Source organism: Streptomyces sp. NPDC007905 (assembly GCF_042959345.1).
In the GTDB taxonomy this organism is placed as follows: domain Bacteria; phylum Actinomycetota; class Actinomycetes; order Streptomycetales; family Streptomycetaceae; genus Streptomyces.
Genome location: NZ_JBIBKS010000009.1, coordinates 251,590 through 265,923, shown reverse-complemented (window position 1 = coordinate 265,923; position 14,334 = coordinate 251,590). Strand labels below are relative to the sequence as shown.

Annotated in this window: 14 protein-coding genes; 5 read left to right on the top strand and 9 right to left on the bottom strand. The window is 72.2% G+C overall.

The genetic code is table 11. From position 1 onward, the window contains the following. The first annotated feature begins 51 nt into the window (after nt 1-51). Nucleotides 52-495, top strand: a complete 444-nt coding sequence (locus tag ACFZDC_RS18475) for a DUF6314 family protein (RefSeq protein WP_391324973.1) — start codon at nt 52-54, stop codon at nt 493-495. On the opposite strand, the gene ACFZDC_RS18470 is transcribed toward ACFZDC_RS18475, so the two are convergent. The 3 genes from ACFZDC_RS18470 to ACFZDC_RS18460 form a co-directional block, all read right to left on the bottom strand. Then, nucleotides 477-1,070 carry a histidine phosphatase family protein gene (locus tag ACFZDC_RS18470; RefSeq protein ID WP_391324971.1) on the bottom strand — a complete coding sequence of 198 codons (594 nt, stop codon included), beginning with the start codon at nt 1,068-1,070 and terminating at the stop codon, nt 477-479. The two genes, ACFZDC_RS18475 and ACFZDC_RS18470, sit on opposite strands and share 19 nt — an antisense overlap. A gap of 73 nt (nt 1,071-1,143) precedes the next feature. After that, nucleotides 1,144-1,599, bottom strand: coding sequence for a GNAT family N-acetyltransferase (locus tag ACFZDC_RS18465; protein WP_391324969.1), 456 nt, complete (start codon nt 1,597-1,599; stop codon nt 1,144-1,146). Between the two features lie 65 nt (nt 1,600-1,664). Beyond that, a complete protein-coding gene (locus ACFZDC_RS18460) occupies nt 1,665-3,191 on the bottom strand; it encodes an aminotransferase class I/II-fold pyridoxal phosphate-dependent enzyme (RefSeq protein WP_391324967.1) in 1,527 nt (508 codons plus the stop codon). Here ACFZDC_RS18460 and ACFZDC_RS18455 point away from each other — a divergent pair. Together ACFZDC_RS18455 and ACFZDC_RS18450 are read left to right on the top strand one after the other, a co-directional pair. After that, on the top strand, nt 3,190-4,101 hold the full coding sequence (locus ACFZDC_RS18455; RefSeq protein ID WP_391324966.1) for an EamA family transporter: 912 nt from the start codon (nt 3,190-3,192) through the stop codon (nt 4,099-4,101). The genes ACFZDC_RS18460 and ACFZDC_RS18455 overlap by 2 nt on opposite strands. A 16-nt stretch (nt 4,102-4,117) precedes the next feature. Then, nucleotides 4,118-4,315 carry a DUF1918 domain-containing protein gene (locus ACFZDC_RS18450; RefSeq protein ID WP_391324964.1) on the top strand — a complete coding sequence of 66 codons (198 nt, stop codon included), beginning with the start codon at nt 4,118-4,120 and terminating at the stop codon, nt 4,313-4,315. 1 nt (nt 4,316) lies between these two features. Here ACFZDC_RS18450 and ACFZDC_RS18445 read toward each other — a convergent pair whose 3' ends face one another. Next, nucleotides 4,317-5,561 carry a family 10 glycosylhydrolase gene (locus ACFZDC_RS18445; RefSeq protein ID WP_391324962.1) on the bottom strand — a complete coding sequence of 415 codons (1,245 nt, stop codon included), beginning with the start codon at nt 5,559-5,561 and terminating at the stop codon, nt 4,317-4,319. 170 nt (nt 5,562-5,731) lie between these two features. On the opposite strand from ACFZDC_RS18445, the gene ACFZDC_RS18440 reads away from it, so the two are divergent. Further along, nucleotides 5,732-6,607 carry a 3-hydroxybutyryl-CoA dehydrogenase gene (locus tag ACFZDC_RS18440; protein ID WP_391324960.1) on the top strand — a complete coding sequence of 292 codons (876 nt, stop codon included), beginning with the start codon at nt 5,732-5,734 and terminating at the stop codon, nt 6,605-6,607. Nucleotides 6,608-6,801: 194 nt separating this feature from the next. Further along, nucleotides 6,802-7,059, top strand: coding sequence for a hypothetical protein (locus tag ACFZDC_RS18435; RefSeq protein WP_391324958.1), 258 nt, complete (start codon nt 6,802-6,804; stop codon nt 7,057-7,059). Nucleotides 7,060-7,089: 30 nt separating this feature from the next. On the opposite strand, the gene ACFZDC_RS18430 is transcribed toward ACFZDC_RS18435, so the two are convergent. The 5 genes from ACFZDC_RS18430 to pheS form a co-directional block, all read right to left on the bottom strand. Then, the gene (locus ACFZDC_RS18430; RefSeq protein ID WP_391324957.1) at nt 7,090-7,626 is read right to left on the bottom strand and encodes an NUDIX domain-containing protein; all 537 of its coding nucleotides are present in this window, start codon (nt 7,624-7,626) and stop codon (nt 7,090-7,092) included. A 65-nt stretch (nt 7,627-7,691) separates the two neighbouring features. After that, a complete protein-coding gene (locus tag ACFZDC_RS18425; protein WP_391324955.1) occupies nt 7,692-9,032 on the bottom strand; it encodes a transcriptional regulator in 1,341 nt (446 codons plus the stop codon). 208 nt (nt 9,033-9,240) lie between these two features. After that, a complete protein-coding gene (locus tag ACFZDC_RS18420) occupies nt 9,241-10,335 on the bottom strand; it encodes a SpoIIE family protein phosphatase (protein ID WP_391324953.1) in 1,095 nt (364 codons plus the stop codon). A 268-nt stretch (nt 10,336-10,603) separates the two neighbouring features. Continuing rightward, nucleotides 10,604-13,123 (bottom strand): phenylalanine--tRNA ligase subunit beta, encoded by a 2,520-nt coding sequence (pheT, locus tag ACFZDC_RS18415; RefSeq protein ID WP_391324951.1) that lies wholly within the window; start codon nt 13,121-13,123, stop codon nt 10,604-10,606. Further along, complete coding sequence (pheS, locus tag ACFZDC_RS18410; protein ID WP_391324949.1) at nt 13,123-14,244, bottom strand: phenylalanine--tRNA ligase subunit alpha; 1,122 nt, start codon at nt 14,242-14,244, stop codon at nt 13,123-13,125. Before pheS ends, pheT begins: the two co-directional genes overlap by 1 nt. Nucleotides 14,245-14,334 lie beyond the last annotated feature (90 nt).

The window sequence follows — 14,334 nt, the reverse complement described above, 5'->3', positions numbered from 1 at the left end:
ATGGGGAAGGGGTATGAGCGCGTCGATGGGACGGACGGACGGGTGGTGACGATGGCCGAGTTCTGGCCCGTGGCCGACGTTCTGGCCCACCTGGCCGGACGCTGGCGGGTGGAGCGGAGCGTGCGGGACCTGGTGAGCGGCGAAGAGGGCCGTTTCGAGGGAACCACCGCCTTCGCCCCGCACGACGGCGGCGGACTGCTGCACGAGGAGTCCGGGACTTTCACCTGGCAGGGCGTGGCGCGTCCCGCCACCCGCACCCTGCGCTTCCTGCCCGGGGCCTCACCCGGCACGGCGGACGTACGGTTCGCGGACGGCCGGCCCTTCCACGACCTGGACCTGACCTCGGGACGGTACGTCACCGACCATCCCTGCGCGGCCGACCTCTACCGCGGCGAGTTCACGGTCACGGACGCCGACCACTGGCGAACGGTGTGGCGGGTCGCCGGGCCGGCGAAGGACCTGGTCCTCACCACCGACTACGTGCGCGAGGGCTGAGCGGACGCGCCGTCGAGCCGGAGGTTCCAGCGGCCCGAGCAGCCCGTCACCGTGGTCGTCGACAGCGGGCGGACGTCGATGTTCCAGTAGGTCGAGGGTGGCGCCTTCAGGGCGTACACCAGGGCCGCGCGGATCACGGAGGGCTCGGCGACGGCGACGATCCGGCCGCCGTCCTCCACCGGGCGGGTGTCCAGCCAGCCGCCCACCCTGGAGATGAAGGCCAGCAGCGACTCGCCGCCGTGGGGGGTGGAGCGCGGGTCGCCGAGCCAGGCGTCCACCGCCTCCGGCTCGCGGGCCATGGCCTCGCCCAGCGTCAGCCCGCGCCAGCGGCCCATGTCGCAGTCGCGCAGGGCGAGCTGCACCAGCGGCGCGTACCCCAGGGCGTCGCCGGTCGCACGGCTGCGCGGGGTCGGCGAACAGTAGCGCAGCTCGGCTGCCGCCAGCGGCAGCAGGTCCCCGGCGACGCGCTGCGCCTCGTCCCAGCCGGCCTGGTCCAGCGGCCGATCGTCCTCGAAGCGCTCCGCGAGCAGCGGGGAACTGCGCGCGGCGGCGACGAACGTCACCCGAAGTGGCATGCGGTGATGGTGAGCCTCGGATGTGCGCAGGTCAAGGGCCGTTGCCTGTGAGTTACCAAGGGTATGCGGACGGTTACTCGAATGGATGCACCATCCATTGGCCGGGGCGGTCCAGCGGCCGGAAGCCCAGCTTCTCGTAGACCCCCTGCGCGTCCTGCGTGGCGAGCAGGATGCGGCGCAGCCCGAAGGGCCGCAGGTGCTCCCGGATCCGGCCGACGAACGCGGTGCCGACACCCTTGCCGCGCACCGAGGGGTCCACGTACACATCGGCGAGCCAGGCGAACACCGCCCGGTCGGTCACGACGCGCGCGAACGCCACCTGTTCGCCGGAGGCTGTGTCGTAGACCCCGAAGTTGATCGAGGACGCCATCGCGCGCTCGTGCAGCTCCCGTGGGCGGTCGATGGCCCAGTAGGCGTCGGTGGACAGCCAGCGGTGGACGCGGTCGACGTCCACTCGGGCGGTGTCGGCGGAGAACTCATAGCCTTCGGGGAGGCCGGGTACGTCGCTGCGGCCGGGTACGTCGCTCATGCGGGGATCCTCACAGGCGCGGCGAGCCGGAGTCGACCCATTTCCCGGGCCCGAGGGCTTCCGGATCATGAAGGCGACGCGGGACCGGGCACCGTTGCTGTCCGCCGAGCTGATCGAGAAGACACCCCCTGCCACACCTCGTCACAGGCCGCCCGCAGCCGCCGAACTCCCTCCGCGATCTCCCCCGTCCCCGCCACGGCCGCGAAGCTCAGCCGGAGGTGGCCGGCGGGGGGTTCGGCGCTGAAGTAGGGGCGGCCGGGAGTGAGGGCGACGCCCGCGCGCAGGGCCGCCGCGGTCAGGGACGGCTCTCCCCCGGCGCCGAAAGCCTGGGAGGTGCCCCCCTCACCGTCCGGGAGGCGGAGCCAGAGGTGGTAGCCGCCGGACGGGATGTGCGGCAGGGCGAGTTCGGGGAGGTGCAGGGCGAGCGCGGTCGTCATGGCGTCGCGGCGGGTCTTCAGCTCGGCCGACAGCGACCGCAGATGGCGGGGCCAGGCCGGGGAGCCGACCAGTTCCAGGGCGGCCTCCTGGAGGGGCCGGGGGACGAAGAAGCTGTCGACGACCTGGATGGCGCGCAGCCGCTCCAGCACCGGCCCGCGGGCGGCCAGCGCGCTCACCCGGAAGCTGGGCGAGGTCGCCTTGGTCAGGGAGCCCACGTGCACGACGACGCCGTCGGGGTCGTCCGCGGCCAGCGGGCGGGGCAGCGGGCCCGAGTCCGCGTGCACGAGGCGTCGCACGAAGTCGTCCTCGACGATGAACGCGCCCGCGGCGCGGGCGATGCGCAGCACCTCGGCGCGCCGGTCGGGCGCCAGGACCGCGCCGGTCGGGTTCTGGAAGAGGGGCTGACAGACGAACACCCGGGCGCCGGTGGCCCGGAAGGCGTCGGCGAGCAGATCAGGGCGCACGCCGTCCGGGTCCACGGGGACCGGGACCGGACGCAGGCCCGCCGCACGGGCCAGGGCCAGCATGCCCGGGTAGGTGGGCGACTCGACCAGTACCGGCGCCGCTGGCGGGGCCAGGGCGCGCAAGGCCGTGGCGAGGGCGGACTGGCCGCCGGCGGCGATCAGCACCTCGGCCGCGGTGACGGCCCCGCCGATGCCGCGCGCGAACCACTCCCGCAGCTCCGGCAGTCCCTCCAGCGGCGGCCTCCCCCAGGCTCCGGGGCGCCGCCCGGCCCGGGCCAGGGCCGCGGCCATCGCGCGCTCGGGCTGCAGGGAGGGGTGCGGATAGCCGCCGCTGAACTCCAGCACGCCCGGTGGCGGGGCGGCGAGCGAGACCGTGACCCCGGAGGCGTCCACCGTGCGCGGTACGAGGTCGGTGGTGCCGTCGGCGCTCAGGGCGACCTCCTGCCAGGAGGTGTCGCCGGCGGGCTCGGCGGGCGCGTGCGGCCGTGCGCGGAAGGCACCGGCGCCGGGCCGGGTGACCACCAGTCCCTCGGCGGCCAGCTGGGCGAGGGCCCGGGACACCGTCACCGGGCTCACCCGGAACCGCTCGACCAGGGCCCTGCTCGACGGCAGCTTTCCACCAAGAGAGTAGCGGTTAAGTTCTTGCCTCAGCTGTTCTGCCAGCTCTCCGACACTGCTACGCTCATACATGAGAGCACAGAGTAGCGCTACTGCCGCGACAGCGATAGCGGTCCCCGCCCCCCGCGAGCGCCGGTCCTTCGGCGCCGGGCAGGCCGCCCTCGGCGTGATCGCCTTCTCCCTCACCTTCCCGTCCACCGCCTGGGGCCTCGAGAGCTTCGGCCCCTGGTCCCTGGTGGCGGTGCGCAGCGTCCTCGCCGCGCTCGTGGCGGGCGGGTGTCTGCTTCTCCTGCGGGTGCCGTTGCCCGACCGCAGGCATCTGCCGGGCCTGGCCGTCGTCGCCGCCGGTGTGGTGCTCGGCTTCCCGATGCTGACCACGCTCGCCCTGCAGACCTCGACCACGTCGCACGCCGCCGTCGTGGTGGGGCTGCTGCCGCTGACCACCGCCATCTGCTCGGCCCTGCGCATGGGCAACCGGCCCTCGCGGAGGTTCTGGCTGGCGGCGCTGGCGGGCGCGACGGCCGTGCTCGCCTTCACGATCGCCCAGAGCGGCGGCGCGCTCACCGCTGCCGACGGCTACCTCTTCGCCGCACTGCTGGTGTGCGCGGCCGGGTACACCGAGGGCGGCAGGCTGGCCCGGATCATGCCGGGCTGGCAGGTCATCGGCTGGGCGCTGGTGCTGTGCCTGCCGCTGAGCCTGCCGGCCGCCGCGCTGGCGCTGTCGCAGGAGCCGGTGCATCTCACCGCGCACGGGGTGGCGGGGCTGTTGTGGGTGGCGCTGGGCTCGCAGTTCCTCGGCCTGGTCGTCTGGTACCGCGGCATGGCGGCCATCGGGATCCCCAGGGCCAGCCAGTTGCAGTTGGCCCAACCGCTGCTCACACTGGTGTGGTCGGCGCTGCTGCTGGGCGAGCGCCTCACTGCGGCCGCTCCTGCGACCGCTGTGGCCGTGCTCGTCTGCATCGCCGTCACCCAACGGTCGTGACCGTGAGGAGGGCCCGATGCGCGCAACCGTGGGCGACCAGCTAGTCCAGCACGGCAGGGTGGTCGGTCAACACGACCAGATCTCGGTAGTCGTCGAAGTGATGGGCACGGAGGGCAACCCGCCCTACCGCGTCCGGTTCCCGGACGGGCACGAGGCCGTGATGTCCCCCGGCCCCGACTGCCAGGTCAAGCACAGGGGCAAGGAACAACGGTAGATCAGCGCGGTGGCCTCGCCGGCTCGCGGTAGTGGTCGGCGACCACCCGCGCCATCGCCCCGATCGGATCGGCCGCCACGTCCTTGGCGGCGAAGAACACGTGCCCGCGCACCTGCGGATGCCCCGCGGCGAGCGTGAGATGGCGGGACAGCTCGACCGGGTCCTGCCACGCCGACGGCTGCCCCGCGGCTCCGGCCTTGTAGAGCGCCTCACCGATGTAGAGGCGTGTCCCGGTGCCCTTGGCCACGTCCGCCCACCATGCGACCAGGGTCGCGTAGTCGGCGGCGGCGAAGCCGATGTGCCAGTAGAGCTGCGGGACGATGTAGTCGATCCAGTGGTGGCGCACCCACTTGCGGGTGTCCGCGCACAGATCGTCGTAGGTCTGCACGCCCGCCCGGGTGTCCGAGCCGCGGGAGTCGGTGGCGGCGTTGCGCCACACCCCGAAGGGACTGATCCCGAACCGGGTGCCGGGCCGGACCCGTTTGACGCCCGCCGCCATCTCCTTCACCAGGCGGTCGATGTTGTCGCGGCGCCAGGTGGCACGGCTGGAGAAGTCGCCGCCGTACCGGTCGTACGCGGCGTCGTCGTCGAAGGTCTGCCCGGCCACCGGATACGGGTAGAAGTAGTCGTCGAAGTGCACGGCGTCGACCGGGTACTTGGCGACCGCGTCGAGCATGGCCCGCTGCACGAAGGCGCGCACCTCGGGCAGGCCCGGGTTGTAGTAGAGCTTCCCGCCGTACGGAACCGCCCAGTGCGGGTGCTTGCGCGCCGGGTGCGAGGCGGCCAGGCGGGTCGGGTCGGTGTGGTTGGCGATGCGGTACGGGTTGAACCAGGCGTGCAGTTCCAGGCCGCGGGCGTGCGCCTCCTTCACGGCGGTGCCGAGCGGGTCCCAGCCCGGGTTCCGGCCCTGGGTGCCGGTGAGGTACTGGGACCAGGGCTCGTACGGCGAGGGCCACAGGGCGTCCGCCGTGGGCCGCACCTGGAGGACAACCGTGTTGAGCCGGTCGCGGACCGCTCTGTCGAGGTGGGCGATCAGCTCCCCGCGCTGCTCGTCCGCCGTGAGGCCGGTGCGCGAGGGCCAGTCGCGGTTGGAAACCGTCGCCAGCCACACGCCCCGCATCTCGGCGGCCGCACGCGGCCACCGGCGGTCCGGGCCCCGCCGGCCCGGCGCCGCCGCCGCGCCCTGGGCCATGGCCGGCGTCGACAGCGCGGCCATCGCGAACGCGCGCCGTGACATTCCCACCATCCGTACACCCCCATACGCTCCGGATCCGCGCCATCACGGATCGTTCCGCGCCCCAGGATGCCCCCCACCCGGGCGATCGATCATCGATACTTGGCGGTAACGTGCACGATCGGAGCAGGCGCCGGACCCGGAGGTCCTGCACGAGCGCGAGAACCAGCGAAGGGGTCGATGTGACGGGCATCGCAACGGGAGACATTGCGCGCGTCGGAGTCGTGGGCTGCGGCCAGATGGGCGCGGGCATCGCCGAGGTGTGCGCCCGCGCCGGACTGGACGTGAAGGTCGCCGAGACCACCGGCGAGGCCCTGGAGATCGGCCGTACCCGGCTGTTCAATTCCCTGGCGAAGGCCGCCGAGCGCGGCAAGATCACGGAGGAGGAGCGGGACGCCACGCAGGCGCGGCTGGGCTTCACCACCGACCTCGGCGAGTTCGCCGACCGCGATCTGGTGATCGAGGCCGTCGTGGAGAACGAGCAGGTGAAGACGGAGATCTTCCAGGTGCTCGACCAGGTGGTGACCCGCGCGGACGCGATCCTGGCCTCCAACACCTCCTCGATCCCGCTGGTGAAGCTGGCGGTCGCCACCTCCCGCCCCGACCACGTGGTCGGCATCCACTTCTTCAACCCGGCTCCGGTGCAGCAGCTCGTCGAGCTGATTCCGGCGCTCACCACCTCCGAGGGCACCCTCAGTCGCGCGCAGGTCTTCGCGGAGAAGGTGCTCGGCAAGCACGCCATCCGTGCCCAGGACCGCTCCGGGTTCGTGGTGAACGCGCTGCTGGTGCCGTACCTGCTGTCCGCGATCCGCATGTTCGAGTCGGGCATCGCGAGCCGCGAGGACATCGACAACGGCATGGAGATGGGCTGCGCCCACCCGATGGGCCCGCTGAAGCTGTCCGACCTGATCGGCCTGGACACCATCGTCTCCATCGCCAACTCGATGTACGCCGAGTACAAGGAGCCGCTGTACGCCGCTCCCCCGCTGCTGCAGCGCATGGTGGAGGCGGGCCGGCTCGGCCGTAAGGCGGGGTCGGGCTTCTACACCTACGCCTGATTACGAAGAGCGATGCCCAGTGGGCCCGGCACCGAACCAGGTGCCGGGCCCATCTGTTTCACACACCGTGTGCGTGCCGGGCACGCATATGCCCTTCGCACACGCTCCCCACGCGCCCACCAGGCGAGTTGACTCTTCATGCGCATGCAAGGGATGCGGAACCACCACGTTCGACTACGGAAAGGAGTGGACCCGTGACCGCCGATCCGGAGCATCCCGTGGTCCATGGAGAACTCGCAGAGTTACGGCGCCGCATCGACGTGGCGTACGCCCGCGTCGAGGGAGGGCTCGCCCTGCTCAGTCACCGCACCGAGGAGACCGCCAAGGAAGTGGACGAGCTGCACTCGCGCATGGTCTCGCTGGAGCACGCACGCTGGCCGCTGCCATCTCTCGCCGCGCTCACGGCGCTGGGAGCGCTGCTGGTGACGGTCTGGCAGGTACTGGCCCATTAGCGCCTGTTGCTCCAGGGCCTGTTGCGGGCTCTAAGCCTCGGCGAGCCTGAGGTGGTGCAGCAGGAGTAACGCGGCCGCCATGTTGGCGGCCGGGACCTCCCCCCGGGCGATCAGGTCGGGGACGACTTTGAGGGGGACCCATTCCCGGCGGTCCGACTCGAAGTCGTCCACGGGATGTCCGACGTACTCGCCCCGGTCGGCCCAGTAGATGTGGTGCCGGGCGTCGGTGAGGCCGTTGGACGGCTCGACGCTCATCAGGTGGTGCAGGGGTCCCGGCCGCCAGCCGGTCTCCTCCTCCAGTTCCCGGGCGGCCGCGCGCGCGATGTCCTCGCCGTCCTCCACCACGCCGGCGGCCAGTTCCCAGCCCCAGCTGTCGGTGATGAACCGGTGGCGCCACAGGAGCAGGACTTCGTTGGCCTCGTTGACCACCGTGGCGACGGCGACCGGCCTCAGCCGGATCAGGAAGTGGTCGAGGTGCCGGCCGTCCGGCAGCTCGACATCTGCGAGGTTGACGCTGAACCAGCGGTTTTCATACACAGTTTGTTCGTTCTGTTTCGTCCACTGCACGGTTCTGCCACCTTCCGACGAGTAAGTGGCAATATCGCAGCAGGGACTGTGTACCTACAGGGCGCCTACAGCGGTACGCGCAGCGCACCGTCGATGAGTTCGGCGGCTTCCGCGGTTCCGGCCGAGCCGCAGCGCACCAGGTGTTCGCGTACCGCACGCAGTCTGTCGCGCAGCCGCTGGGACTCCATCCCGCGGGCCTGCTCGGCCATCTGCACGGCGGTGGCCACCGCCTTGTCGGCGTTGCCCCGGCGCAGTTCGATCGTGCTGAGCATGGCGAGCCGGTGCACCCGGCCCCGGTCGTGGGCCGGGTTGTCCACCGCCGCGGCCGCGTGCTCCCGGGCGGCGGCCAGTTCGCCGAGGCTCAGCAGCGCCTCGGCCACCTGGACGTTGACCAGACCGGGCTGGACGTAGCCGGTCTCGTCGGGCTCGTACCCGCGCCGGATGCGGTCGGCGGCCGTCTCGGCGCGACGGATGCAGGACAGGGCACTGCCGCCGTCGCCGAGGTGGGCGTACGCCTTGGCCTGCATCGCGTACAGGTCGGAGGCCAGCGCCGGGGTGATGTGCTTGCCGGCGGCGCGCAGGGCCGCCTCGGCGAAGGCGACGGCCTGCCGGTACTCCCTCATGAACAGCGACTGGTTGACCAGCAGCGCGATCACATAGGCGCCGAGTCCCCGGTCCCCGCTGGCCTTTGCCAGCCTGAGCGCCTGGTGGAAGTAGCGCTGGGCGAGCCCGTGCGCGTCGGAGTCGTACGCGCAGATGCCCGCGATCGCCACCAATCCACCGGTGGCCCGGTGCAGTTGACGGCCGGTGGCGTCGGTGTAGCTGCCACGCAGCAGCGGAGCGGCCTCGGCGTTCAGGAAGCCGACGATCCGGGTGCGGGTCGCGATGCCACCGGCCTTGCGGTACATCTGCTCGTAGTGAGTGCGGGCGGCACGCAGCATCTCGAGGTCGGCCGGGGTGACCCGGTGCCGGCCGCCCCGTGAGACGTCCACGTCCTCGGGCGGGTTCTCCCACTCCCACACCGGCATCACGGCGGGGGTGCCCGTGACGGCCGGTGCGCCGAGCACATGCGGGCGCTGCTGTTCGTCGGAGCGCCACAGCGCGGTGGCGCGCTCGACGAAGCCGGAGAGGGAGCCGGTGGACGGGGTGCTCGGCTGCCCGGGAACCCCGAGCCCGATGTCGTCCAGGGTGACCGGCCGGTGCAGCCGTCCCGCGAGCACCTCGCAGATCAGGTCGGGCACCTGACCGCGGGGCCGCTGGCCCTTCAACCACCGTGCCACGGCCGTGTGTTCGTACCGGAGCGCGAGGCCCCGTTTCCGGCCGGCCTGGTTGACGTGGGCGGCGAGACCTGCGTGCGAGATCCCCGCCTCGTCCAGGATCGCGTCGAGCAGTGTGTTGGGCTGCATGGTTGACCCCCGGGTGGCCTGGTGCCGTCAGCGTAGTGGTTTCGGCTTCACACGGGGTGTGAACGGAGTGCGCGCATCCGCACGGTGCGCGCGCTGTCGCGGAGCGTGTTCCGCCGGTTGACTGAGGTCCCTCGCAAGAGGCCGGCCAGGCCGCCGGCTCCCCCTCATAAAGCGGCGGCCTGGCCGGAAGCGGCCCTGCGGTGCGCGGTCAGGGACGGGTGGTCGGCTGCGGATCCGTGGAGGACGGTCCCGCCCGCGCGGCGGAGCCGCATGTGTCGCTGTCCCGCGCCCCCAGGCAGGAGAGTCTGGACCTGCCTCGATCGTTCCGCAGGACCAGCACCGCCACGTCGTCCGTGGGTGTGCCGGAGGTGTGGTGCAGGAGGGCCGCGAAGACCGTCCGGAGGACCGTCTGCGGCGTCACCGGGTGAGTGCCCACGACCTCGCGCAGCACCGTCGGCAGGGAGAAGAACCGGCCCCGGGCGTCTCTCGCGTCCTCCGCGCCGTCCGTGAAGAGGACCAGGGACTCGCCGGGCAGCAGGCGGCCGCAGGGGCGGGCCTCCAGTTCCGCCGGCAGGGGGAAGGGACCCAGGGGCGGGAGCGGGTCGGCTCGGCTGAGGGGCTCCACTCGGGCGCCGCTGAGCAGGTACGGCCAGGGGTGCCCGCAGTTGAGCGCCCGTACCTCTCCGTCCCGGGCGATCTCCAGCAGCAGGACGGTGACGAACTCCTCGGCGACCGGCGGGCCCGGCTCCTGCCCGCTCGCCGGGTGGTCGGCGCGGCAACGCTCACGCAGGTGACGGGCATGGGCCCGCTCCAATCGCCGCAGGACACGGGCGAGTTCGGTCTCGTCGTGGGCGGCCTCGCGGAAACTGCCCAGAAGCGCGGCGGCGGTGCCGAGCGCGGCGAGTCCATGGCCGCGTACGTCACCCATGACCACGCGGACGCCGTGCTCGGTGGCGACGGCCTCGTAGAGGTCGCCGCCGATGGCCGCGCCACGGTCGGCGGACAGCTGGGCGGCCGCCACGTTCAGCCCGTCGAGGCGGGGCGGCGGAGGCCGTAGCAGCACGCTCTGCGCGGCACCGGCCACCCGTCGGGCCTGCCGGAGTTCGCGCAGCAGGGAGCGGCGGACATGGAATATCAGTCCAGTGCCGACCGCGAAGAAGACGGCACTGGTGACGATGCGTGCGCCCAGCCCGTTCTGCTGGGCGAGTGGGCAGCCGAACTTGTAGCCGACCGCCACGGCCCCCCAGACCGTGGGCAGGACGGCTCCCCGCGCGGTGGGTGCCCGTGCCTTGATGCGGATCATGCCTCTGGTCCCCCATGTGGGCCCTGACAGAGCAGACGGACCGGCCCCGAAAGGCCGGTCCGATTCTGTCGACGGCCTGCCCCGGAAAGGCCAGATCGCCCCGGATTCCCACCCGAATGAGTGAGGTTCACCTAAGTCAACCTGCATTTATGCGGCGGACGGCAGGGTCGGCTCGGGGGCGAGCTGTGTTCCCGCGCGGCTGCGCCGCATGGGCGCGGCCGGCCGCGGAAGACCCGCAGCCGGCCGACAACAGAACACCCTGCGGCGATCAGCCCCTCAGGACGGCACCCGTCCGCTCGCCCGCCAGGGCGACGGCCGCATCGCGAGCGGCGGACGCCTCATCCACGGTCAGCGTCCGATCCCGCGCACGGAACCGCAACGCGTACGCCAGCGACTTCTTCCCCTCGCCGAGCTGCGCAGCGTTCTCGTACACGTCGAACAGCCGGATGGACTCGAGCAGTTCACCCGCACCCTCACGCAGCGCCGTCTCGACCTCCGCGGCCGGCACCGGCTTGTCGACCACGAGGGCGACGTCCTGCGTGGCCACCGGGAACGTGGAGATGCTCGGCGCCTGCGGAACGCCGTCGCCCACCGCCTCCAGCGCGTCCAGGTCCAGCTCCATGGCACAGGTGCGCTCGGGCAGCCCGAGGGCCTTCAGGACGCGCGGGTGCAGCTCACCCGCGTGACCCACGACCTGCTCCGCGCCGTCCACGGCGACCGCGAGCTCGGCACAGCGGCCGGGGTGCCACGGGCCGTACTGGCCCTTGCGGACGATCAGCTCGGCCCCGGCCTCACGGGCCACGGTGCGCGCCGCCTCCACGGCGTCGGCCCAGTCGGCCGGGCGGCCCTTGCCCCACCAGCCGGCCTGCTCGCGAGCGCCCGCGAGGACGACGGCCACGAGCCGCGGCTGCTCGGGCAGCACGGCGTTCAGCTCGGCGATCTCCTCGTCGGTGGGACGCCGGTCGACGGGCAGGTGCACGGCGGCGCGCTGCTCCTCGCGAGGCCGGAAGACCAGGCCGGTCTCGAACAGGGCCAGATCGTGCGAGCCCCGGCCGTCATTGCGCCGCAGGGCACCCAGCAGGCCCGGCAGAAGCGTCGTACGGAGCGCCGGCTCCTCGTCGTTGAGCGGGTTGACCAGCTTGACGACGCGGCGGGCCGGGTCGCCCGCGTCCAGCGCGAGCTGGTCGAAGACCTGCTCGGCGACGAACGGGTAGTTCGGCGCCTCGACGTAGCCCGCGCCGGCCAGCGCGCGGCCGACCCGGCGGTGCAGCCGCTGGCGGTGGGTCAGGCCGCGGCCCGAGGGGAGCTTGGGCAGCGTGGAGGGCAGGTTCTCGTAGCCCTCGAGCCGGATGACCTCCTCGGCGAGGTCGTTCGGGTCGGCGAGGTCGGGCCGCCAGGACGGGACGGTGACGATCAGCTCGTCCTGCCCGTAGACGTCACAGCCGACCTCCTGGAGACGGCGCACCACCGTCTCGCGGCCGTAGTCGACGCCCGCGACCTTGTCCGGGTGGTTGGCCGGGAGGGTGATGGTGTGCGGCGCGGACGGCGCGAGGACCTCGGTGACGCCCGCCTCGGCCGTGCCACCCGCGAGCAGCACCAGCAGGTCCACCGTGCGCTGGGCGGCGGCAGCCGCGGCCTGCGGGTCGACCCCGCGCTCGAAGCGGCGGGACGCCTCGGACAGCAGCTTGTGACGGCGGGCCGTGCGGGCGATGGAGACGGCGTCGAAGTGGGCCGCCTCGATGACCACCTCGGTGGTTGCGCTCGCCCCGTTCTCGGCCTCGTGGTCGGCGATCTCCGTGTTGGCGCCGCCCATGACGCCGGCGAGGCCGATCGGGCCGCGCTCGTCGGTGATGACGAGGTCCTCGGCGTGCAGCTTGCGCTCGACGCCGTCGAGGGTGACGAGCTTCTCGCCCTCCTCGGCCCGGCGCACGCCGATGGTGCCCTGGAGCAGCCGTCGGTCGTAGGCGTGCAGGGGCTGGCCCAGCTCCATCATCACGTAGTTCGTGACGTCGACGGCGAGCGAGATCGGGCGCATGCCGACCTTCTGCAGCCGGCGCTGCAGCCAGATCGGGGAGCGCGCCTCGGGGCTCAGGCCGGTGACCGTGCGGGCGGTGAAGCGGTCGCAGCCGATCGGGTCGGACACCTGGACCGGGTAGCCGAACGCGTTCGGGGCGGGCACGTCGATCAGCGCCGGGTCGCGCAGCGGCAGACCGTAGGCGATGGCGGTCTCGCGGGCGACACCGCGGATGGACAGGCAGTCGCCGCGGTTGGCGGTGACGGCGATGTCCAGGACCTCGTCCACGAGCTGCAGCAGCTCGATGGCGTCCTTGCCGACCTCGGTCTCCGGCGGCAGCACGATGATGCCGTGGGCGCCGTCGTCGCCCATGCCCAGCTCGTCGCTGGAGCAGATCATGCCGTGGGACGTCTTGCCGTAGGTCTTTCGGGCGGAGATCGAGAAGCCGCCGGGCAGCGTGGCACCGGGAAGGACCACGACGACCTTGTCGCCGACCTGGAAGTTGCGGGCGCCGCAGACGATCTCCTGGGGCTCACCCGTGCCGTTGGCCTGGCCGACGTCGACCGTGCAGAAGCGGATCGGCTTCTTGAAGCCGTCCAGTTCCTCGATGGTCAGCACCTGGCCGACGACCAGCGGGCCCTTGAGGTCGGCGCCGAGCTGTTCGACGGTCTCGACCTCGAGGCCTGCCGAAATGAGCTTGGCCTGGACGTCGCGGCCGGTTTCGGTCGCCGGCAGGTCGACGTACTCCCGCAGCCAAGAAAGCGGGACCCGCATCAGATCTCCATCCCGAACGGCCGGGTGAACCGGACGTCACCCTCGACCATGTCTCGCATGTCCTCGACGTTGTGGCGGAACATCAGCATCCGCTCGATGCCGAACCCGAAGGCGAAACCGCTGTACTTCTCCGGGTCGACGCCGCAGGCGGTGAGCACCCGCGGGTTGACCATGCCGCAGCCGCCCAGCTCGATCCAGCCCTCGGACGAGCAGGTGCGGCAGGGCCGGTCGGGGTTGCCGATGGACTCGCCCTTGCAGACGTAGCAGAGCATGTCCATCTCGGCGCTCGGCTCGGTGAAGGGGAAGAAGTTCGGCCGCAGCCGGGTCTTCATGCCCTCGCCGAACAGGGACTGGACCATGTGGTCCAGGGTGCCCTTGAGATCGGCCATGGTCAGGCCCTCGTCCACGGCGAGCAGCTCGACCTGGTGGAAGACCGGGGTGTGGGTGGCGTCCAGCTCGTCGGTGCGGTACACGCGGCCGGGACAGATCACGTAGACCGGCAGCTCGCGGTCGAGCAGGGAGCGGATCTGGACCGGCGAGGTGTGGGTGCGCAGCACGACGCCGGACTCGGTGCCGCCGTCGGGGCCCTGCACGAAGAAGGTGTCGGCCTCGCCGCGGGCCGGGTGGTCCGGGCCGATGTTGAGGGCGTCGAAGTTGAACCACTCGGCCTCGGCCTCGGGGCCCTCGGCGACCTCGTAGCCCATGGCCACGAAGATGTCCTCGATGCGCTCCGAGAGCGTGGTCAGCGGGTGGCGGGCGCCGGCCGGGACGCGGTCGTGGGGCAGTGTGACGTCTACGTCCTCCTCGACCAGCACGCGGGCGTCACGCTCGGCCTCCAGTTCGGTCTGGCGGCCCGCGAGGGCCTTGTTCACGGCGCCGCGGGCCATGCCGACGCGCTTGCCGGCCTCGGCCTTGGCGTGCGGGGGCAGGGCGCCGATCTCGCGGTTGGCGAGGGCCAGCGGGGAGGCCGGGCCGGTGTGGGCGACCTTGGCCTCGTGGAGCGCGTCGAGGGAGTCCGCGGCGGCGAAGGCGGCGAGCGCCTCGTCCCGCATGCGCTCGATCTCTTCCGGTTTCAACGCCTCGACCTCGACAGGGTCGTACGACTTATTGGGTGCCGACATCTCTTCCCGTGCTTCCGATTGGCTGGCGGATGGTCCCCGTCACCGACTCGCGAGTGCCGCGTGAAGGACACAAAGGTGCCAAAGGCCGAG